The sequence below is a fragment of the Listeria farberi genome (genome assembly GCF_014229295.1).
Classification (GTDB): domain Bacteria; phylum Bacillota; class Bacilli; order Lactobacillales; family Listeriaceae; genus Listeria; species Listeria farberi.
In genome coordinates this window covers 35,509-49,998 of sequence record NZ_JAARZL010000004.1, presented here as the reverse complement: position 1 = coordinate 49,998, position 14,490 = coordinate 35,509, and the positions used below count along the sequence as shown (strand labels likewise).

General features: G+C 35.1%; 15 protein-coding genes and 1 pseudogene. 5 read left to right on the top strand and 11 right to left on the bottom strand.

Features of this window, described 5'->3' with window-relative positions:
• Positions 1–27 precede the first annotated feature (27 nt).
• A complete protein-coding gene (locus HCB38_RS11250; RefSeq protein WP_185319457.1) occupies positions 28–1,176 on the top strand; it encodes a pyridoxal phosphate-dependent aminotransferase in 1,149 nt (382 codons plus the stop codon).
• Between the two features lie 42 nt (positions 1,177–1,218).
• Here the strand turns inward: HCB38_RS11250 and HCB38_RS11245 are convergent, their stop codons facing one another.
• Positions 1,219–1,848 carry an HAD family hydrolase gene (locus HCB38_RS11245; RefSeq protein ID WP_185319401.1) on the bottom strand — a complete coding sequence of 210 codons (630 nt, stop codon included), beginning with the start codon at positions 1,846–1,848 and terminating at the stop codon, positions 1,219–1,221.
• Between the two features lie 173 nt (positions 1,849–2,021).
• On the opposite strand from HCB38_RS11245, the gene HCB38_RS11240 reads away from it, so the two are divergent.
• Both HCB38_RS11240 and HCB38_RS11235 read left to right on the top strand, forming a co-directional pair.
• Positions 2,022–3,314: an NCS2 family permease gene (locus HCB38_RS11240; protein ID WP_185319402.1), complete on the top strand. Its 1,293-nt coding sequence runs from the start codon at positions 2,022–2,024 to the stop codon at positions 3,312–3,314.
• A gap of 112 nt (positions 3,315–3,426) precedes the next feature.
• The gene (locus HCB38_RS11235; RefSeq protein ID WP_003737336.1) at positions 3,427–3,693 is read left to right on the top strand and encodes a hypothetical protein; all 267 of its coding nucleotides are present in this window, start codon (positions 3,427–3,429) and stop codon (positions 3,691–3,693) included.
• A 40-nt stretch (positions 3,694–3,733) separates the two neighbouring features.
• Here the strand turns inward: HCB38_RS11235 and HCB38_RS11230 are convergent, their stop codons facing one another.
• From HCB38_RS11230 to HCB38_RS11220, 3 genes and pseudogenes are all read right to left on the bottom strand, one after another.
• Positions 3,734–4,255 (bottom strand): type 1 glutamine amidotransferase domain-containing protein, encoded by a 522-nt coding sequence (locus HCB38_RS11230; protein ID WP_185638585.1) that lies wholly within the window; start codon positions 4,253–4,255, stop codon positions 3,734–3,736.
• A 163-nt stretch (positions 4,256–4,418) separates the two neighbouring features.
• Positions 4,419–4,728: pseudogene (locus HCB38_RS11225) on the bottom strand (hypothetical protein).
• Positions 4,729–4,754: 26 nt separating this feature from the next.
• Positions 4,755–4,946 carry a hypothetical protein gene (locus HCB38_RS11220; protein ID WP_185319404.1) on the bottom strand — a complete coding sequence of 64 codons (192 nt, stop codon included), beginning with the start codon at positions 4,944–4,946 and terminating at the stop codon, positions 4,755–4,757.
• A gap of 151 nt (positions 4,947–5,097) precedes the next feature.
• Between HCB38_RS11220 and HCB38_RS11215 the strand changes: the two genes are divergently transcribed.
• Positions 5,098–5,451: a PTS sugar transporter subunit IIA gene (locus HCB38_RS11215; protein ID WP_185638583.1), complete on the top strand. Its 354-nt coding sequence runs from the start codon at positions 5,098–5,100 to the stop codon at positions 5,449–5,451.
• Here HCB38_RS11215 and HCB38_RS11210 read toward each other — a convergent pair.
• The 3 genes from HCB38_RS11210 to yjfP form a co-directional block, all read right to left on the bottom strand.
• Positions 5,448–6,323 carry a GNAT family N-acetyltransferase gene (locus tag HCB38_RS11210; RefSeq protein ID WP_185638581.1) on the bottom strand — a complete coding sequence of 292 codons (876 nt, stop codon included), beginning with the start codon at positions 6,321–6,323 and terminating at the stop codon, positions 5,448–5,450. The two genes, HCB38_RS11215 and HCB38_RS11210, sit on opposite strands and share 4 nt — an antisense overlap.
• A gap of 77 nt (positions 6,324–6,400) precedes the next feature.
• On the bottom strand, positions 6,401–6,709 hold the full coding sequence (locus HCB38_RS11205) for a metal-sulfur cluster assembly factor (protein ID WP_003763640.1): 309 nt from the start codon (positions 6,707–6,709) through the stop codon (positions 6,401–6,403).
• 64 nt (positions 6,710–6,773) lie between these two features.
• Positions 6,774–7,526 (bottom strand): esterase, encoded by a 753-nt coding sequence (gene yjfP, locus HCB38_RS11200; protein ID WP_185319407.1) that lies wholly within the window; start codon positions 7,524–7,526, stop codon positions 6,774–6,776.
• A gap of 150 nt (positions 7,527–7,676) precedes the next feature.
• On the opposite strand from yjfP, the gene HCB38_RS11195 reads away from it, so the two are divergent.
• A complete protein-coding gene (locus tag HCB38_RS11195; RefSeq protein ID WP_185319408.1) occupies positions 7,677–8,489 on the top strand; it encodes a Cof-type HAD-IIB family hydrolase in 813 nt (270 codons plus the stop codon).
• 76 nt (positions 8,490–8,565) lie between these two features.
• Here the strand turns inward: HCB38_RS11195 and HCB38_RS11190 are convergent, their stop codons facing one another.
• From HCB38_RS11190 to addA, 4 genes are all read right to left on the bottom strand, one after another.
• On the bottom strand, positions 8,566–9,468 hold the full coding sequence (locus HCB38_RS11190; protein ID WP_010991142.1) for a YitT family protein: 903 nt from the start codon (positions 9,466–9,468) through the stop codon (positions 8,566–8,568).
• A gap of 83 nt (positions 9,469–9,551) precedes the next feature.
• Positions 9,552–9,914 (bottom strand): YisL family protein, encoded by a 363-nt coding sequence (locus tag HCB38_RS11185; RefSeq protein WP_185619670.1) that lies wholly within the window; start codon positions 9,912–9,914, stop codon positions 9,552–9,554.
• Positions 9,915–9,933: 19 nt separating this feature from the next.
• A complete protein-coding gene (locus HCB38_RS11180) occupies positions 9,934–10,782 on the bottom strand; it encodes a fumarylacetoacetate hydrolase family protein (RefSeq protein ID WP_185319410.1) in 849 nt (282 codons plus the stop codon).
• Positions 10,783–14,490, bottom strand: a complete 3,708-nt coding sequence (gene addA / locus HCB38_RS11175; RefSeq protein WP_185619666.1) for a helicase-exonuclease AddAB subunit AddA — start codon at positions 14,488–14,490, stop codon at positions 10,783–10,785.

Genomic DNA, 14,490 nt, shown 5'->3' with positions numbered 1-14,490 from the left:
ATAGAAAAAAGGAGCTAATTAAACATGATGAATAATTCAAAGATTGCTAAAAAACATCAACAAATGCCCGTTAATATCCTAGCTGATATTGGAACGCTTGCAAAAACAATGCCTGATATTCTCGATTTATCCATCGGTGATCCTGATTTAATCACGGATGAATCGATTATTAATGCTGCTTTCGAAGATGTTCGAGCAGGTCATACAAAATATACAGAATCTGGTGGGGATGTGGAACTAATCGATGCGATTCGTGGTTATTTCAGCCGTAACTATGCCCTTTCTTTTGAACGTAGCCAAATCCGTGCAACAGTCGGCGCACTTCATGGCATGTATTTAACTTTGCAAACAATTTTAGACGACGGCGATGAAGTCATTATTCATGAACCTTACTTCTCTCCTTATAAAGATCAAGTATTGAATTCTGGTGGTACGCCAATTATCATTCCAACATATGAAAAAGACGACTTTGCGATTAATGTCGATATTTTAGAAGCAGCCATTACCGATAAAACGAAAGCTTTAATTTTAAATTCACCTAACAATCCGACTGGTGCTGTTTTTTCACCAGAAACTTTTGAAAAAATTGCTAATTTAGCCCAAAAATATGATTTCTTTATTTTATCTGATGAAGTGTATGATGGTTTTAGTTTTTATGAAGACTTCGTACCAATGGCCAAATTTGCACCGGACCATACGATTACATTTGGTAGCATGTCTAAAAATTTCGCGATGACAGGTTGGCGCTTAGGTTATATGATTGCTCCTACTTATTTAAATGAAGCAGCGAAGATCATAAATGAAGGAATTACTTATTCCGCTCCCACGCCGTCCCAAAGAGCAGCTATTTACGCGTTAAACCATTCCGAGAAACTAATTCCTTTAGTCACAAAAACTTTCCAAAAACGCCTAGAATACATCTCAAAACGGGTAGAAGAAATCCCTTATCTTTCCTTACATCCACTTAAAGGTTCGATTTATGCCTTTATTAATATTTCCAAAACACAAATGGATTCTGTTTCCTTCACAGAATATGTCTTAAAAGAAACACAAGTCCTCGTAATTCCTGGGCTAGCTTTCGGTGAATCTGGTGATAACTATGTTCGTTTAGCCGCAACCCAAGACATAAGTGTACTAGAAGAAGCATTTGACCGTCTAGCTAAATTAACATTTTAATCAAAAGAGCAAACTCGCTTCATTCGCAAGTTTGCTCTTTTTTTATTTTAAATTGATTTCTGCAAAAGAAGAAACAACCGTCGCCCCTTTTGGAAAAGTGATATTTTTCGTAGCTTCATTTGGTACGATATATACTTTTAACCCCGCCTGCATTGCGGATAGTGCACCATTTTTTGAATCTTCTATAGCAATGGCTTCTTCTGGCTTCACACCAAGAGCTTCTACTGCTTGCAAATAAAGTGCCGGATGTGGTTTAATTTCATCCACATGATCCGCCGTTTGAATCGTTTCAAAATCAGCTAAAATGCCCAGACGATCCAACGTAGGCTCAATCCAGTCAAATCCCGAACTCGTTGCAAGACCTATTTTATAATCATTCGCTTTTACTTGTTCAAAAAATTCTTTAAAACCATCACGAAAGTCAAGTGACTGTTGGCCAAGATGACAAGCTTCCGCCACGGTACTTAAAAAAGCTTCTTTATCAAAAGCCCCGTTCGTTGCTTCCATCATATAACGAATAATCGGTTCTTCACTTGTGCCAATAATTTGTTGATAAATTTCATCTGGCAAATCAATATCATACGTATCTTTCAAATAGTTCATTGTCTCTGTATACCATAAATTCTCCGTATCAAGCATGGTCCCATCAAAATCAAAAACAACCGCCTTCACATGCATCCTCCTAGTATAAGTGATACTTTCATTGTAACATAGATAAACTATTTAAGAAATCTTCAAAAAAGGGTTGCTTTTTTAGTAAAAAACGAATAATATTGTATTTGTGGTTTTTAATGTTCGTTATTTACCATTAAGCATGATTTTTAAAAAAGGAGTGAAACACACGCATGTTTCAATTAAAGGCAAACGGTACAGATGTTAAAACGGAAGTTATCTCTGGTTTTACTACATTCCTCACGATGGTTTATATTGTAGTCGTTAACCCAGCAATTCTTTCCGCAGCAGGTGTTCCATTCAATACTGTATTTATGGCAACAATCATTTCAGCAGTTATTGGTACATTATGGATGGCGATTTTCGCTAACTATCCAATCGCGATTGCGCCAGGACTTGGTATGAATGCTTATTTCGTAACAGTAGTTACAACACAAAAACTAGATTATTCGGTCGCATTCGCTGCGGTCTTTGTAGCAGGTATTATTTTCTTACTATTATCTTTAACACCGCTTCGTGAAAAAATCATTGAAGCCATTCCACATAATTTAAAAGCTGGGATTACTGCCGGTATTGGTTTATTTATCGCTTTCCTTGGCTTCCGTATGACAGGCATTATCGTTTCTAATGATTCTAACTTAGTAGGTTTAGGTGACTTACATTCCAAAGAAGCTATTTTAGCTATTGTTGGTCTTTTAATCACTTTAATCTTGCTTGCTTTAAACGTAAAAGGTGCTTTATTTATTGGGATGATTGCCACTGGTATCATTGCTTTTATCACTGGTGAACTTAAATTTACACAAGGTATTGTCAAACTTCCACCAATGCCAGAATTCGTCTTCACTAATCCTATTCACGCTTTTGGTGATGTGATGAGTTACGGGCTCTATGCTGTCGTCTTGTCCTTCTTACTTATAACGATTTTTGATACAACCGGTACAATGATCGGTGTTGCTAAAAAAGCAGGCCTGATGAAAGGCGAATCATTACCAAACGCCAAACAAGCATTAATGGCTGATGCGGTTGCAACAAGTGTTGGTTCTATGTTTGGTACAACTCCAACAAGTGCTTATATCGAATCTTCAGCTGGGGTTGCAACTGGTGGACGTACTGGTCTTACTACTCTTACAGTAGCTATCCTATTCATGGTTTCGGCATTCTTCGCTCCACTCGTCGGCGCTGTTTCTGGAATTTCTGCTATTACGGCACCAGCTCTTATCGTTGTTGGTAGCATGATGATTGGCGCAGTAAAAGAAATTGATTGGGATACGCTAGATGAAGCTTTTCCTGCTTTCTTAGTTATTCTAGCTATGCCACTTACTTCAAGCATCGCTATCGGCTTGGCATTCGGATTTATTTCTTACCCTGTATTAAAAGTATTCACTGGTAAATGGCGCGAACTTAACTGGTTCCTAATCGTTATCGCCATATTATTCTTCATTCTTGTAGCATTTTTACCACATTAATAAATGGATAAAAGCGTCTACCAAACTCAGGTAGGCGCTCTTTTATTGGACAAAAACCCGCTATTTTGCTATAAAGAAGAGAGAAACTAATTAGAAATGAGTTGAACTTGTCGTGTTTTTAAAATCTCTACTCGCCGGTGTCGCACTTGCTGTGGTTGTTTTTCTAGCAAGCTTTTTGATACCTGACTACACTGTATCCACTCTCTATTCCATTGTTACAACTATCATTGTTTTTGCATCCATCATTCTATCCGCCTTCGTTTCCTTTGGTGGTCGCAGTGGAAACCCTAGTCGAAAAAGCCAATTACGCTGGAGTATCCTACTTTTAGTTGCAGCTATTCCTAGTTTTATTGGTTTTATTGTTACTTTTTACTTTTAAAATAAAAAGAAGCATTCCCAAAACGGAAATGCTTCTTTTTTTAATCTTCTAGAGCAGAAATGAACGCTGGTAAATATTCTGGAAGGTCTGGCGGGCGGCGACTCGAGATAATGTGTCCGTCTGTTACAACTGGCTCATTATGCCAAATAGCTCCCGCATTTGTCATATCATCTTTAATTCCTGGCGTACTTGTTACATTCACACCTTCTAAAATTCCGGCAGAAACAAGTACCCAACCAGCGTGGCAAATTTGTCCAATTGGTTTTTTCGCTTTATCAAAAGCACGAACCAAATTGAGTACACTATCAAAACGACGTAGCTTATCTGGGGACCAGCCACCTGGAACTAAAATCCCATCATAATCTTCTGCGCGAACAGAATCAAAATCATAGTCAGAAGTAACAGGGACTCCGTACTTACCGTGATAAACTTTTTTCGCTTCCTCTGCCACTAAATGCACAGAAGCTCCTGCCTCGCGCAATCTAAGCACTGGAAACCAAAGTTCTAAATCCTCAAAGTCTTCACTGACAAGTGCAATAACTTTTTTACCTTTTAAAGTCATATAAATCTCCTCCTATCCTCCTCTACAGTATAACAATAACTAGGTTGTTATTAAATTATTCCGCCTATAAAAGAAGACAAAAAAAGACGCTCGAAATAAACATTTCCAGCGTTGCCATCATGTTCGGTCGTCTATGCATAACGGGATGAGGCATAGACATAAACTACACGGCCAATGAGATGAATGAAAACAAATAATGATTTTGGTGTCTAAACAGATGTCTGACTAGTTGCCATTCTATTGGAAGATGGATACACCAAAAGTCATTATAACCATGATAGGGTCTTATCCCCATGAAAATCACATTAATAAAATGAAACTTTCATCGAGGTAAAACTCTATCCTATAACTTATTTTACTATTGTTCTCGAAAAAAGCAAGTAAATAAATATAGATTTTTTGTGACGAACTTAAAAAAACAAGAAAACTTTACTATTATCATATACTTTTGTATAAAATAAATTTTTATAAATAAAAAGGAGACTATTAAAAGCTCCTTTTAACCAAAGATTTCAACAACCATCCATGAAAAAATAGCGACTAATGGAATTAACACCCATACATTATGTCCAATCAGACTAGGACGAGCAGCTGGTCTATCTTCGAGTAGTTGAATTCTTTCACGTAAATCGTGTACTTCTAGCTCTAAATCCTGCACTTTATCTTCTAGTTCATACAAACGTTCTTCCATTTTAATCCCTCCACACCTTTTTCTACATCCCATTATACGCGCAACGAAATGAAATACATCCTTCCATAGGCTGATTTATTGCTAATTTATTGTCATATTGTTTAGCCATTTGCTACAATAAAAGAAAACAATCAACTGTTGGGGTGGAAAAATGGAGATTCAAGTAGAAGAAGCTGTTGTAAAACTCATTTTACATGGGGGAAACACACGTAAAGAAGCATATAAAGCAATTGATTATGCTGAAAAATACCAATTTGATCAGGCAGACAAGCATTTACAAATGGCCCAAGAACAGTTTCAAGAAGGCCACATTTGGCAAACAAAGTTAGTCTCGATTCGCGACACTGAAACCGTAGCACACCCATCATTTTTATTAATTCATGGACAAGACCATTTAATGACCGCCCAAGCCGAACTACAACTAGCCAAAAGAATCATTGAACAATATAGACATCAACAAAAATTAGAAAAACGCCTAACAAAATTAGAAAATCAGCTAGCTTAAGCATGAGATGTAGCTGGAAATAAGAAATAAGATTCACTTGTAAGGATTTTTGGACGCACAAATAATATATCTTCCGTCTCAATAATGTATGCCGCATCAATACGCGTATCTTTTTCAGGCGTAAATAAGAGATGTACAGTCATGATTCCGTCACTAAGCAAATAACTTAAAACTTCCACCACATCTAGTTTTTTGACACTAAGAATATCTAATACATACAAGTCCGTCTCTTCTCGCTCAAATAAAACAATTGCATCTATTTCTTCTATATAGTAAATATCATTTTTTAAAGCTATTAATAAATAAAACATAAGCAAGTCTTCACTATTTTTCACATCTAGTGTACTAGAAAGTGGTACTCGTTCGGATACAATGCGCTGAATTAGCTGGAAATCGGTTTTATTATCGGGATTCAGCTTTTTTATTTTGGAAAATTTCTTTTTCAGACTACTAGCATCCACGGTAAAACTACTCTCTTCCACTCGCTCAAATCCAAACTTCGGATAAAAATCAAGCACAGAATCATTTGCAAAAAGATAAAGAAAATCATAGTCATGTTCATATTTAGTGATTACGTGATTCAATAACTGCTTCATAAGCCCTTGCCCGCGATACTCTGGGTGGGTCATTACTGTGCCTATTTGAAGCGCCTTGCAATCCTTCCCTTGATAAATCAGATCCATTTTATTGATAGAAACATTCGCAATGATTTCATTTTTATCTAAATAAGAATAACAAATATATTTATCATTCCAAAACCCTTTTTGAAACCATTCTTCAAAATTAATATCAAACGTACTTTCTGCAAGTTTATTAAAACAATTACGGTACATTTTATTGTCTTTATAATCACTTATTAGTTCATAATTCATTTAAAATCCCTCAATTCATTCGTATAAAAATAACAGGCACGGCGCAACATACGCCCTACCTGTTAATTTTATTTAATTTAACGTATACCAAGTGCTATTTTTGCATAGCGTGACATACGATCTTTCGTCCAAGGTGGATTCCAAACAAGATTCACATTCGTATCTTTTACTTCTGGGATATCACTTAATGCCATTTGCACTTGCTCTGTTAAAATCCCTGCAAGTGGACAGCCCATCGTCGTAAGCGTCATTGATACGGTACAAAGCCCATCTTCATCTAACTCAACATCATATACAAGTCCAATGTTTACAATATCAATTCCAAGCTCCGGATCAATTACTTGTTCCAGCGCGCCCATTAGATTTTCTTTTAGTTGCTCATCCATGAAGCATATGCCTCCTTTTTGCAATTTTGTACATTTATTGTATCATATATGAGAATGATTTTCATTATAAGAATTTCTCGAAAAAGCTAACTCCTTGTAACATTCCTTCAACAGAAACTTTGTGTTTTGCATTATCATCAATTATAAATTCAACCTTATCTGCTAAACTCTCTTCAACCAATGTCTGATACAGCTTTTCGCTGTAAGCAAACGGGACCACATCATCTTTTTTCCCGTGCCATAGTAACAATGGGCGGTTATTAATTTTCATAATGTTTTGGGTTAAATCGTACTTTTGCAAGGCTAAAATTCGTTCATCAACATCATAAGGAAAAGTTAATCCCTGCGCCAAAGCATATTTAGATAATTCTTTCGCAAAGTCGACATAATAAGCGCTTCCCATTAAACTAACTGCCACTTTAATATAATCATATTGTCCGAGTAAACCAAGGGATGTAATTGCTCCCATCGACACTCCTCCAACACCAATACGGTTAGCATCAGTTTTTCCTGTTTTAATTAATTCCTCTATGATTAGCGGAAATTCAGTAATATTTGTTTCAATAACATCCCAAAAGTAAGTAGCTTGATCTTCCGGATTCGCCCCTTTAAGGCGTTCCCCGTGCAGCTTAGCATCAGGTAAAATCACCCTAAAACCGCGTTGTGCAAGCAAATACCCATAATGTAAGTATAGTTCTTTTTGGGAAGTAAACCCATGATAAAAAACAATAGTTGGTAATGTCTCATCTGCATTTTCACGATTACTAATATGTAAAACTGGAATTCCCGCAATTAGTTCATTTTCCACTTGAATCATTATGAAGCCTCATTTCTATAGGTTTTATTGAGTTATTGTAAAGAACGGAATCATTTACAAATAGGTAATAAACGACTATCATTAACCTGTGCCCTTATTTTAGCATGAAGGGCAGTTATGAACTAACCATATGAATTAAAGGAGCAAACTATGTCTAAAAAATTAATCGTACTAGACCTTGATGGCACAACACTTAGAGATGATTTAACTATCTCTTCGCATACTAAAAACACATTAGAAAAAGCACGAATGGCCGGTCACGAAGTAATGATCGCAACAGGACGCCCTTACCGAATTAGTGGCTCGTATTATCATGAGCTTGAATTAACTACTCCTATTGTAAATTTTAACGGCGCTGTTTATCATCATCCAAGACTTACCTCTTTCGCTGAAGGTTATCACCATGCAATTGATTTACAAGTAGTTCGAGAATTGCTTGATTTTTCCAATGATTTCGCGCTAGATAATATTGCGGCAGAAGTAGAGGATAATGTCTTTTTGAAAGAACGCAATAATAGTGTACCCGAGACATTCCATTTAGGAACAGAAAATATTGTTTTTGGAAATATTCGCGATGCCATTACATCAGATGCGACATCGCTGTTATTTTTCGGTCAACTTGATCAACTGGATTTAATTAGTAAACATTTAGACGAATCACTTTCTGGTGTTATTTCTCATCATACTTGGGGAGCATCTGCTTGGCCAGCTGTAGAAATTATCAAGTTTGGCATTCATAAAGCAATCGGTGTACAAGCTGCTGCAAAAACACTTGGATTCGACCGTAAAGATATTATCGCTTTCGGTGATGAAACGAATGATTTACAGATGCTTGATTATGCTGGTGTTGGTGTTGCAATGGGTAATGCCGCTGAATCCGTAAAAAACGTCGCAAATGTTGTAACCGCATCTAATCAGGATGACGGAATCGCTTTATATCTAGAAGAAAACTTAAACCTATAATAAAAAGCTGCAAGTATGGCCATACAAAAGTTAGAATTTCTAATTTTTTGTTTCAACCATGACTTTGCAGCTTTTTTTACATCATTTTATTTTTATACATAGCTAGCGCTAATTTTTGATCCGCTTCTGAACGAAAATCTCCAAACACACTCGAAGTTTCCATGACATTAATAAATGCTTTAGGGTCAAATTCTCCAACAATATGTGTAATGTCATATAGCTCATAACGCGTAATAACCATGATCAGCATAGCAACATCCTGTTTTGAATATCCACCCATCGCATCTACTACGGTTATTCCTCGAACCATATTCTCATGGATAGCTTTAATAACTGTTTCAGAATGCTGAGTCATAATCATTACAGTTAGTTTTTGATGTCTAGTATGGATAATGTCAATTACTCTACTTTGTACATATAAAGAAATTAACGTATAGAGAGCAAAAGTCCAATCATAAGCAAATCCTGCCACAATAATGATAATACCGTTTAATAGTAAGAAATACTTTCCAAATGAACGCCCTGTTTTAATTGTAATATACATAGCTAAAATATCTAGCCCACCTGTCGAAATCCCAAATTTCAATGCTAACCCAACACCCACCGAAGCAATTAATGCTCCAAAAATCGCATTAAGTAAAATGTCATTCGAAACTTGTACTTCTGGAATAACAATTAAGAAAAAAGACATAAAAGCAACAGTTAAAAAGCTAAAAACAGTAAAGGATTTCCCTACTTTTAACCAACCTAATATAGCAACGGGAATATTTAACAGCAGAACAAGTAGCCCTGTCGAAATCGAAATATTCATTGTATCACGTAACATGTCTGATCCTAGTTGCGCAACCCCATTTAATCCAGCAGCATAAACTTGAGCTGGTATTAAAAAGAAGTTCATACCAATTGCATTTAAAAGTGCTGCTATGATAGCAATAGCGGTTTTTTTAGCATATTCTTTATACACTAATTTTGAACTCATCTTCTTCTCTCCTTTTTTGGCCCTAACATAACATACCAACTTTCTAGAGAAAAGAGAAGTCTTTTTTATTATTTTTTTGATTTTTAATTAAATAATGGATAACCACCTGATAAATAGAAGCCTAGTGACACGGTTATAACTACCACTATAATGAAAATCATTAAGAACATTCCTGTTGGCTTTTTTTGTTTTCTATAACTAAGCAACATTTCCACCACACCAATAACAATAATTCCCATTAAGATTTTAAATATAGCTAAAATCCAGCTTTCTTTCACACTGTATTGCACCATCATAATTCCACTTAATATGACTAAAATATAAAAAACTCGGTTAATCATTTGTAACATGGTAAATCCTTTAACAGATTTTGAATAGATTAGTAACGCTGTGATGGTTAAAACAACAATTGCTACCCAAGAAATTAAATGTACATATCCCCACATAATACTTCCTTCTTCCCTATTAAGATTTTCTAACTTTATTCGTTAAAGTGCCAATTTTATCGATTGTAATTTCAACTGTATCCCCTGCCTGTAAAAAGGTCGGAGGATTCATCCCGCTCCCTACACCACTTGGAGTCCCCGTTGCAATTATATCTCCTGGAAGTAAAGTATGACCTTTTGATAAATCAGAGATAATTTTCGCTAAATTGAAAATGAATTTTTCTGTAGAATCAGATTGCCTTACTTCACCATTTACTTTTGTTTCAATATGGAAAACAGTTTCTTCACTAGGTTGATATTCAAGTATAAATGGTCCAATTGGACAACTAGCATCAAGGCTCTTCCCAATGTAAAATTGTTTATGTTTTTTCTGCAAATCTCTAGCTGTAATATCGTTCAAAATAGTAAACCCGAAAATAGATGATAAAGCTTCCCTTTCAGATACATCTCTAATTTTTTCTCCAATTATAACTGCTAACTCACCTTCATAATCTAGCTTATTTGTTATATCTTGATGCAACTCAATTTCGCCATTATGGGGCAGTAAACTATTCGCACTTTTAGTAAAGACAAGAATATGGTCAGGTATATCTCCTCTATTCCCCATTTCTAATACATGATCATAATAATTTTTCCCTACTGCGATAATGTTATTAGGAGGCATAAAAGGTATTTGGATTTCTACATCTGCTAGGTCAATACTTTCCTCTGCCATCTTTATGTCCGGAACAACAGGTTTTTCTTTAATAACATCTAATAAAGTAGCTGGTGGATCTTGAAAAATTGCTTGTGCTGAGATAATTTTATTTTCATTTACTAAAGCACCATAATTAAGTTGCCCATTATATGAATAGCTTAACCATTTCATTTAAATACCTTCCTCTATGTTTATTTGGCAAATATGTTGTCCATCGAAAAAATATAAATATGCTTGAGAAACTTTTTTCCCACTAATTGCTTGAATAGCTTCTGCATAAAGTTTAATTTGAATTTGATAACGCTCCCTCATCACTTTCTCTGCTACCCCCCAGTTATCATATCGTCCTTCAATTTTATCTGTCTTGTAATCGATTAAAATAATGGATTCTTCTTCCTCAATCATGCTATCAACAACACCTTGAATGAGCACGTGTTCATCAAGGTTTGTTTGTTCGTATAATTTAGCTGCAGGAAGCAAGTAACTGAATGGAACTTCACGCTTCACTTTATCTTTTTTCTGCAAAACGGTTTTTCCTAGAGCTGATTCAAAGAACGCAATAATTTGGTTAACATTGATAGCTTTAATTTGTGCTTCTGTAAGGATATCTTTTTCTCTCATTGATTGTAATAATGAGATTAAATCTTTTTCGGTTGGTTTATCATGTAGTGGCACAGCTTGCATTAATGTGTGCATTGCCGTACCAATTTCTGTAGCAGACAATTTATTTTGTTGCAAAAATTTAGGTCGGTCTAAAGATACTTTTTGGAATTCTTTTAGGATAGATGTATCACTCCAACTATCTTGCAAAGAGAATTGTCTTTTAAGCTCTGTCACAGACTGTTTAGCGCGAATTCCAGTAGATTCCTCATCTTTATATTGGTAATGCATAAAACGCTCAATTTCATCCTTATATGGACTTTTAACGGGCACTTGCTTATGTGCTTTTACATTCTCCATCCAGTTATCTGATTTTTCCTTTTCTAAGTCATCCGTTAGGAACATTTCTTTCGTTTTAATTTCAATTTGAAGTTTCATATCTGTTAGAAGTGTTTTAATCTTTTCTTCACATAATAATTCTTTAAAATGGCTGTGGCGGATTGTAGCATTTCCAATCCAATCTAAATAACACTTCGCCTTCGCTCGAATTGCTGCTGGTAAAATAGTTTCTTGTTGGTTACTTACTTGCAACCAATTTTTACTTGTTTTTTCAAAATCTGGAACAGTTGCCGTTAAAATTAGTTTTTCTTCCGCACGAGTAAGTGCAACATATAAAACTCGCATTTCTTCTGCAATCATTTCCCGAGATTTTTTTTGTTTTATCGCTTGTTGCATGATAGTTGGATAGACAATCATCTTTTCTATATCTCGATAGTTAGAAGCAAAACCATAGTCTTTGTCTAATAGTGTTTTACTATAAATATCACGCATATTAAATTTTCTACTTAATCCTGAAACTATAACTACTGGAAACTCCAAACCTTTACTTGCATGAATCGTCATCATACGCACTACATCTTCTTTTTCGCCGAGCGTTTTGGCTGTGCCTAAATCATCTCCACGAATTTCTAATCGCTCAACAAAACGCACAAAACGGAATAATCCACGGAAAGAAGTTTTTTCATACTGATTCGCACGATCATACAAAGCGCGTAAATTAGCCTGACGTTGTTTTCCACCTGGTAACCCGCCTACAAATTCATAGAAGTTTGTTTCTTGATAGATTTGCCAAATTAAGGCAGTCAAATTCTCCCGAATAGACAGTTCACGCCAATTGTTTAATTGTGTTATAAAACGACTAATTTTATTTGCTGCATCCGAAACTGTAATATCCTTATAGGCTAGCATCGCATCAAAAAAATAGCCTTTTTTCTTCGCCATCCGAATTTGCCCTAATTCTTCTTCATTTAAACCGATTATTGGAGAACGCAGAACTGCTGCTAGTGGAATATCTTGATATGGATTATCGATTACTTTCATTAGAGCAATCATTGTTGCTACTTCTGTCGTTTCGAAATAACCAGAATTATTATTGGCATAGAAAGGTATATCTTTTATTTTCATTGCTTCTTCCATATCTGGTGCACTCGTCATGGCTCTTGCTAGAACAACAATATCTCTGTATTGAATTGGTCTATTTTGTTGTAACTTTTTATCATAAATTGGAAACTTGTTATCTATCATGTCTCTAATTTTTGTCGCAATAGCTCTTGATTCAACTTGATTTTTTTGCAATTCTTGTGGCGATAATTCATCCTCAGATTCTTTTTCTTCTGATTTCATATCAATTAACAAAAGTTCTGTTGCCATATTGTTAGCTTCAGGAAAACTAGCCCCTAAAGTTAACTCAGCCGCCTCATCATAATCGATTTCTGCAATATGCTTATCCATCAACTGATGAAAAATAAAATTGGTAGCATCAAGAACTTCTTTTCTACTTCTAAAGTTTTGAGATAAATCTATTCGTATTCCGCTGCCTTCTCCGTCTTGCTGATATTCTTGATACTTCGTCATGAATAAAGTTGGTTCCGCTAATCGAAAACGATAAATCGATTGCTTTACATCCCCTACCATAAACAAGTTTCCTTTTGTATCATTCGAATTAGTGACAAGCAAAAGAATAGTTTCTTGCACCATATTAGTATCTTGATATTCATCAATTAATACTTCTTTGAACTGGTTTTTATAACTATTTGCCACATCAGAGGGAGCACCATTTTTTAAAAGTATTTTTAAAGCTAAATGCTCTAAATCATTAAAGTCTAATACTCCACGTTGTTGTTTTTCCTCAAAAAAGCTTTCAGCAAAATTTTTCACTAATTTACTTAACGTTTTAATATCTGGTTTCATTTTGTCTAAATCAGCTAGATAATTTTCTTCTTCTCTTGAAAACCAATCTATTAAGACATTTTTCACTTCTTTTTTTGCAGCATCACGGAGTTTTTTTGCTTCTTCTACATATTCTTCATCAAAATCAGCTTTATTTTTAAGCGCAGGTATACGTTTAAAATCAATGCTCTCAACACTAAATTTCATGTCTTGCCAATTATCCCAACTACTACTTGATAAAGTGTTAATTTGCGCTAAATCATTTTCTAATGTGCTTAAATAAGGCGCCGGTCCATTATTTTCATTTGCATAATCTATCGCGTTTAGCAAATAACTTTTAGCTTGATTCATTCTAAGTTGGATATCTTCTTTAATAATTGGAAAATAAGGTAATTCTGTGATGGAAGCAATCGCCTCTGTATCGTAAAAACTTACCATTTGTTCTAACCATAAATCAGGGTTTGGATTTGCTCTAGAGAAATCATAAAGTTTCGAGATTAACGTATGCAACTCAGCATCAGTTCTATCCCCAGTAAATGATTCAACTAGATGAAAAAAGGCTTCATTATTTTCTATACCATATTGTTTTTCTAACAGGTTTTCTAAAACTTCATCACGAATCATACTACTTTCAATAGGTTCAATTAAACGGAAATTAGGATCAATATCGGCTTCGAAATAATGTTTTCGAATGATTTCCAAACAAAATGAATGCAAAGTCGAGATGGAGGCATAGTTTAGTAATGCGACTTGTTTTTTTAAATGTGCAGATTCCGGATTTTGCACTAATGCTTCTTCTAAACTTTTACCTATTCTATACTTCATTTCAGCAGCTGAAGCATTGGTAAAAGTTACAATCAATAATTCATCAACATTTAGATTTTCTGTTTCATTTATTAGTTTTTCAATGATTCTTGTAACTAAAACAGCTGTCTTACCAGAGCCCGCAGCAGCTGCTACAAGAATATTGTTCCCATTTGCTTGGATGGCTTTCCACTGGTCATCAGTCCATAAAGAATTTTCTGGTTTGGTTGGTATATTTATGCCCAT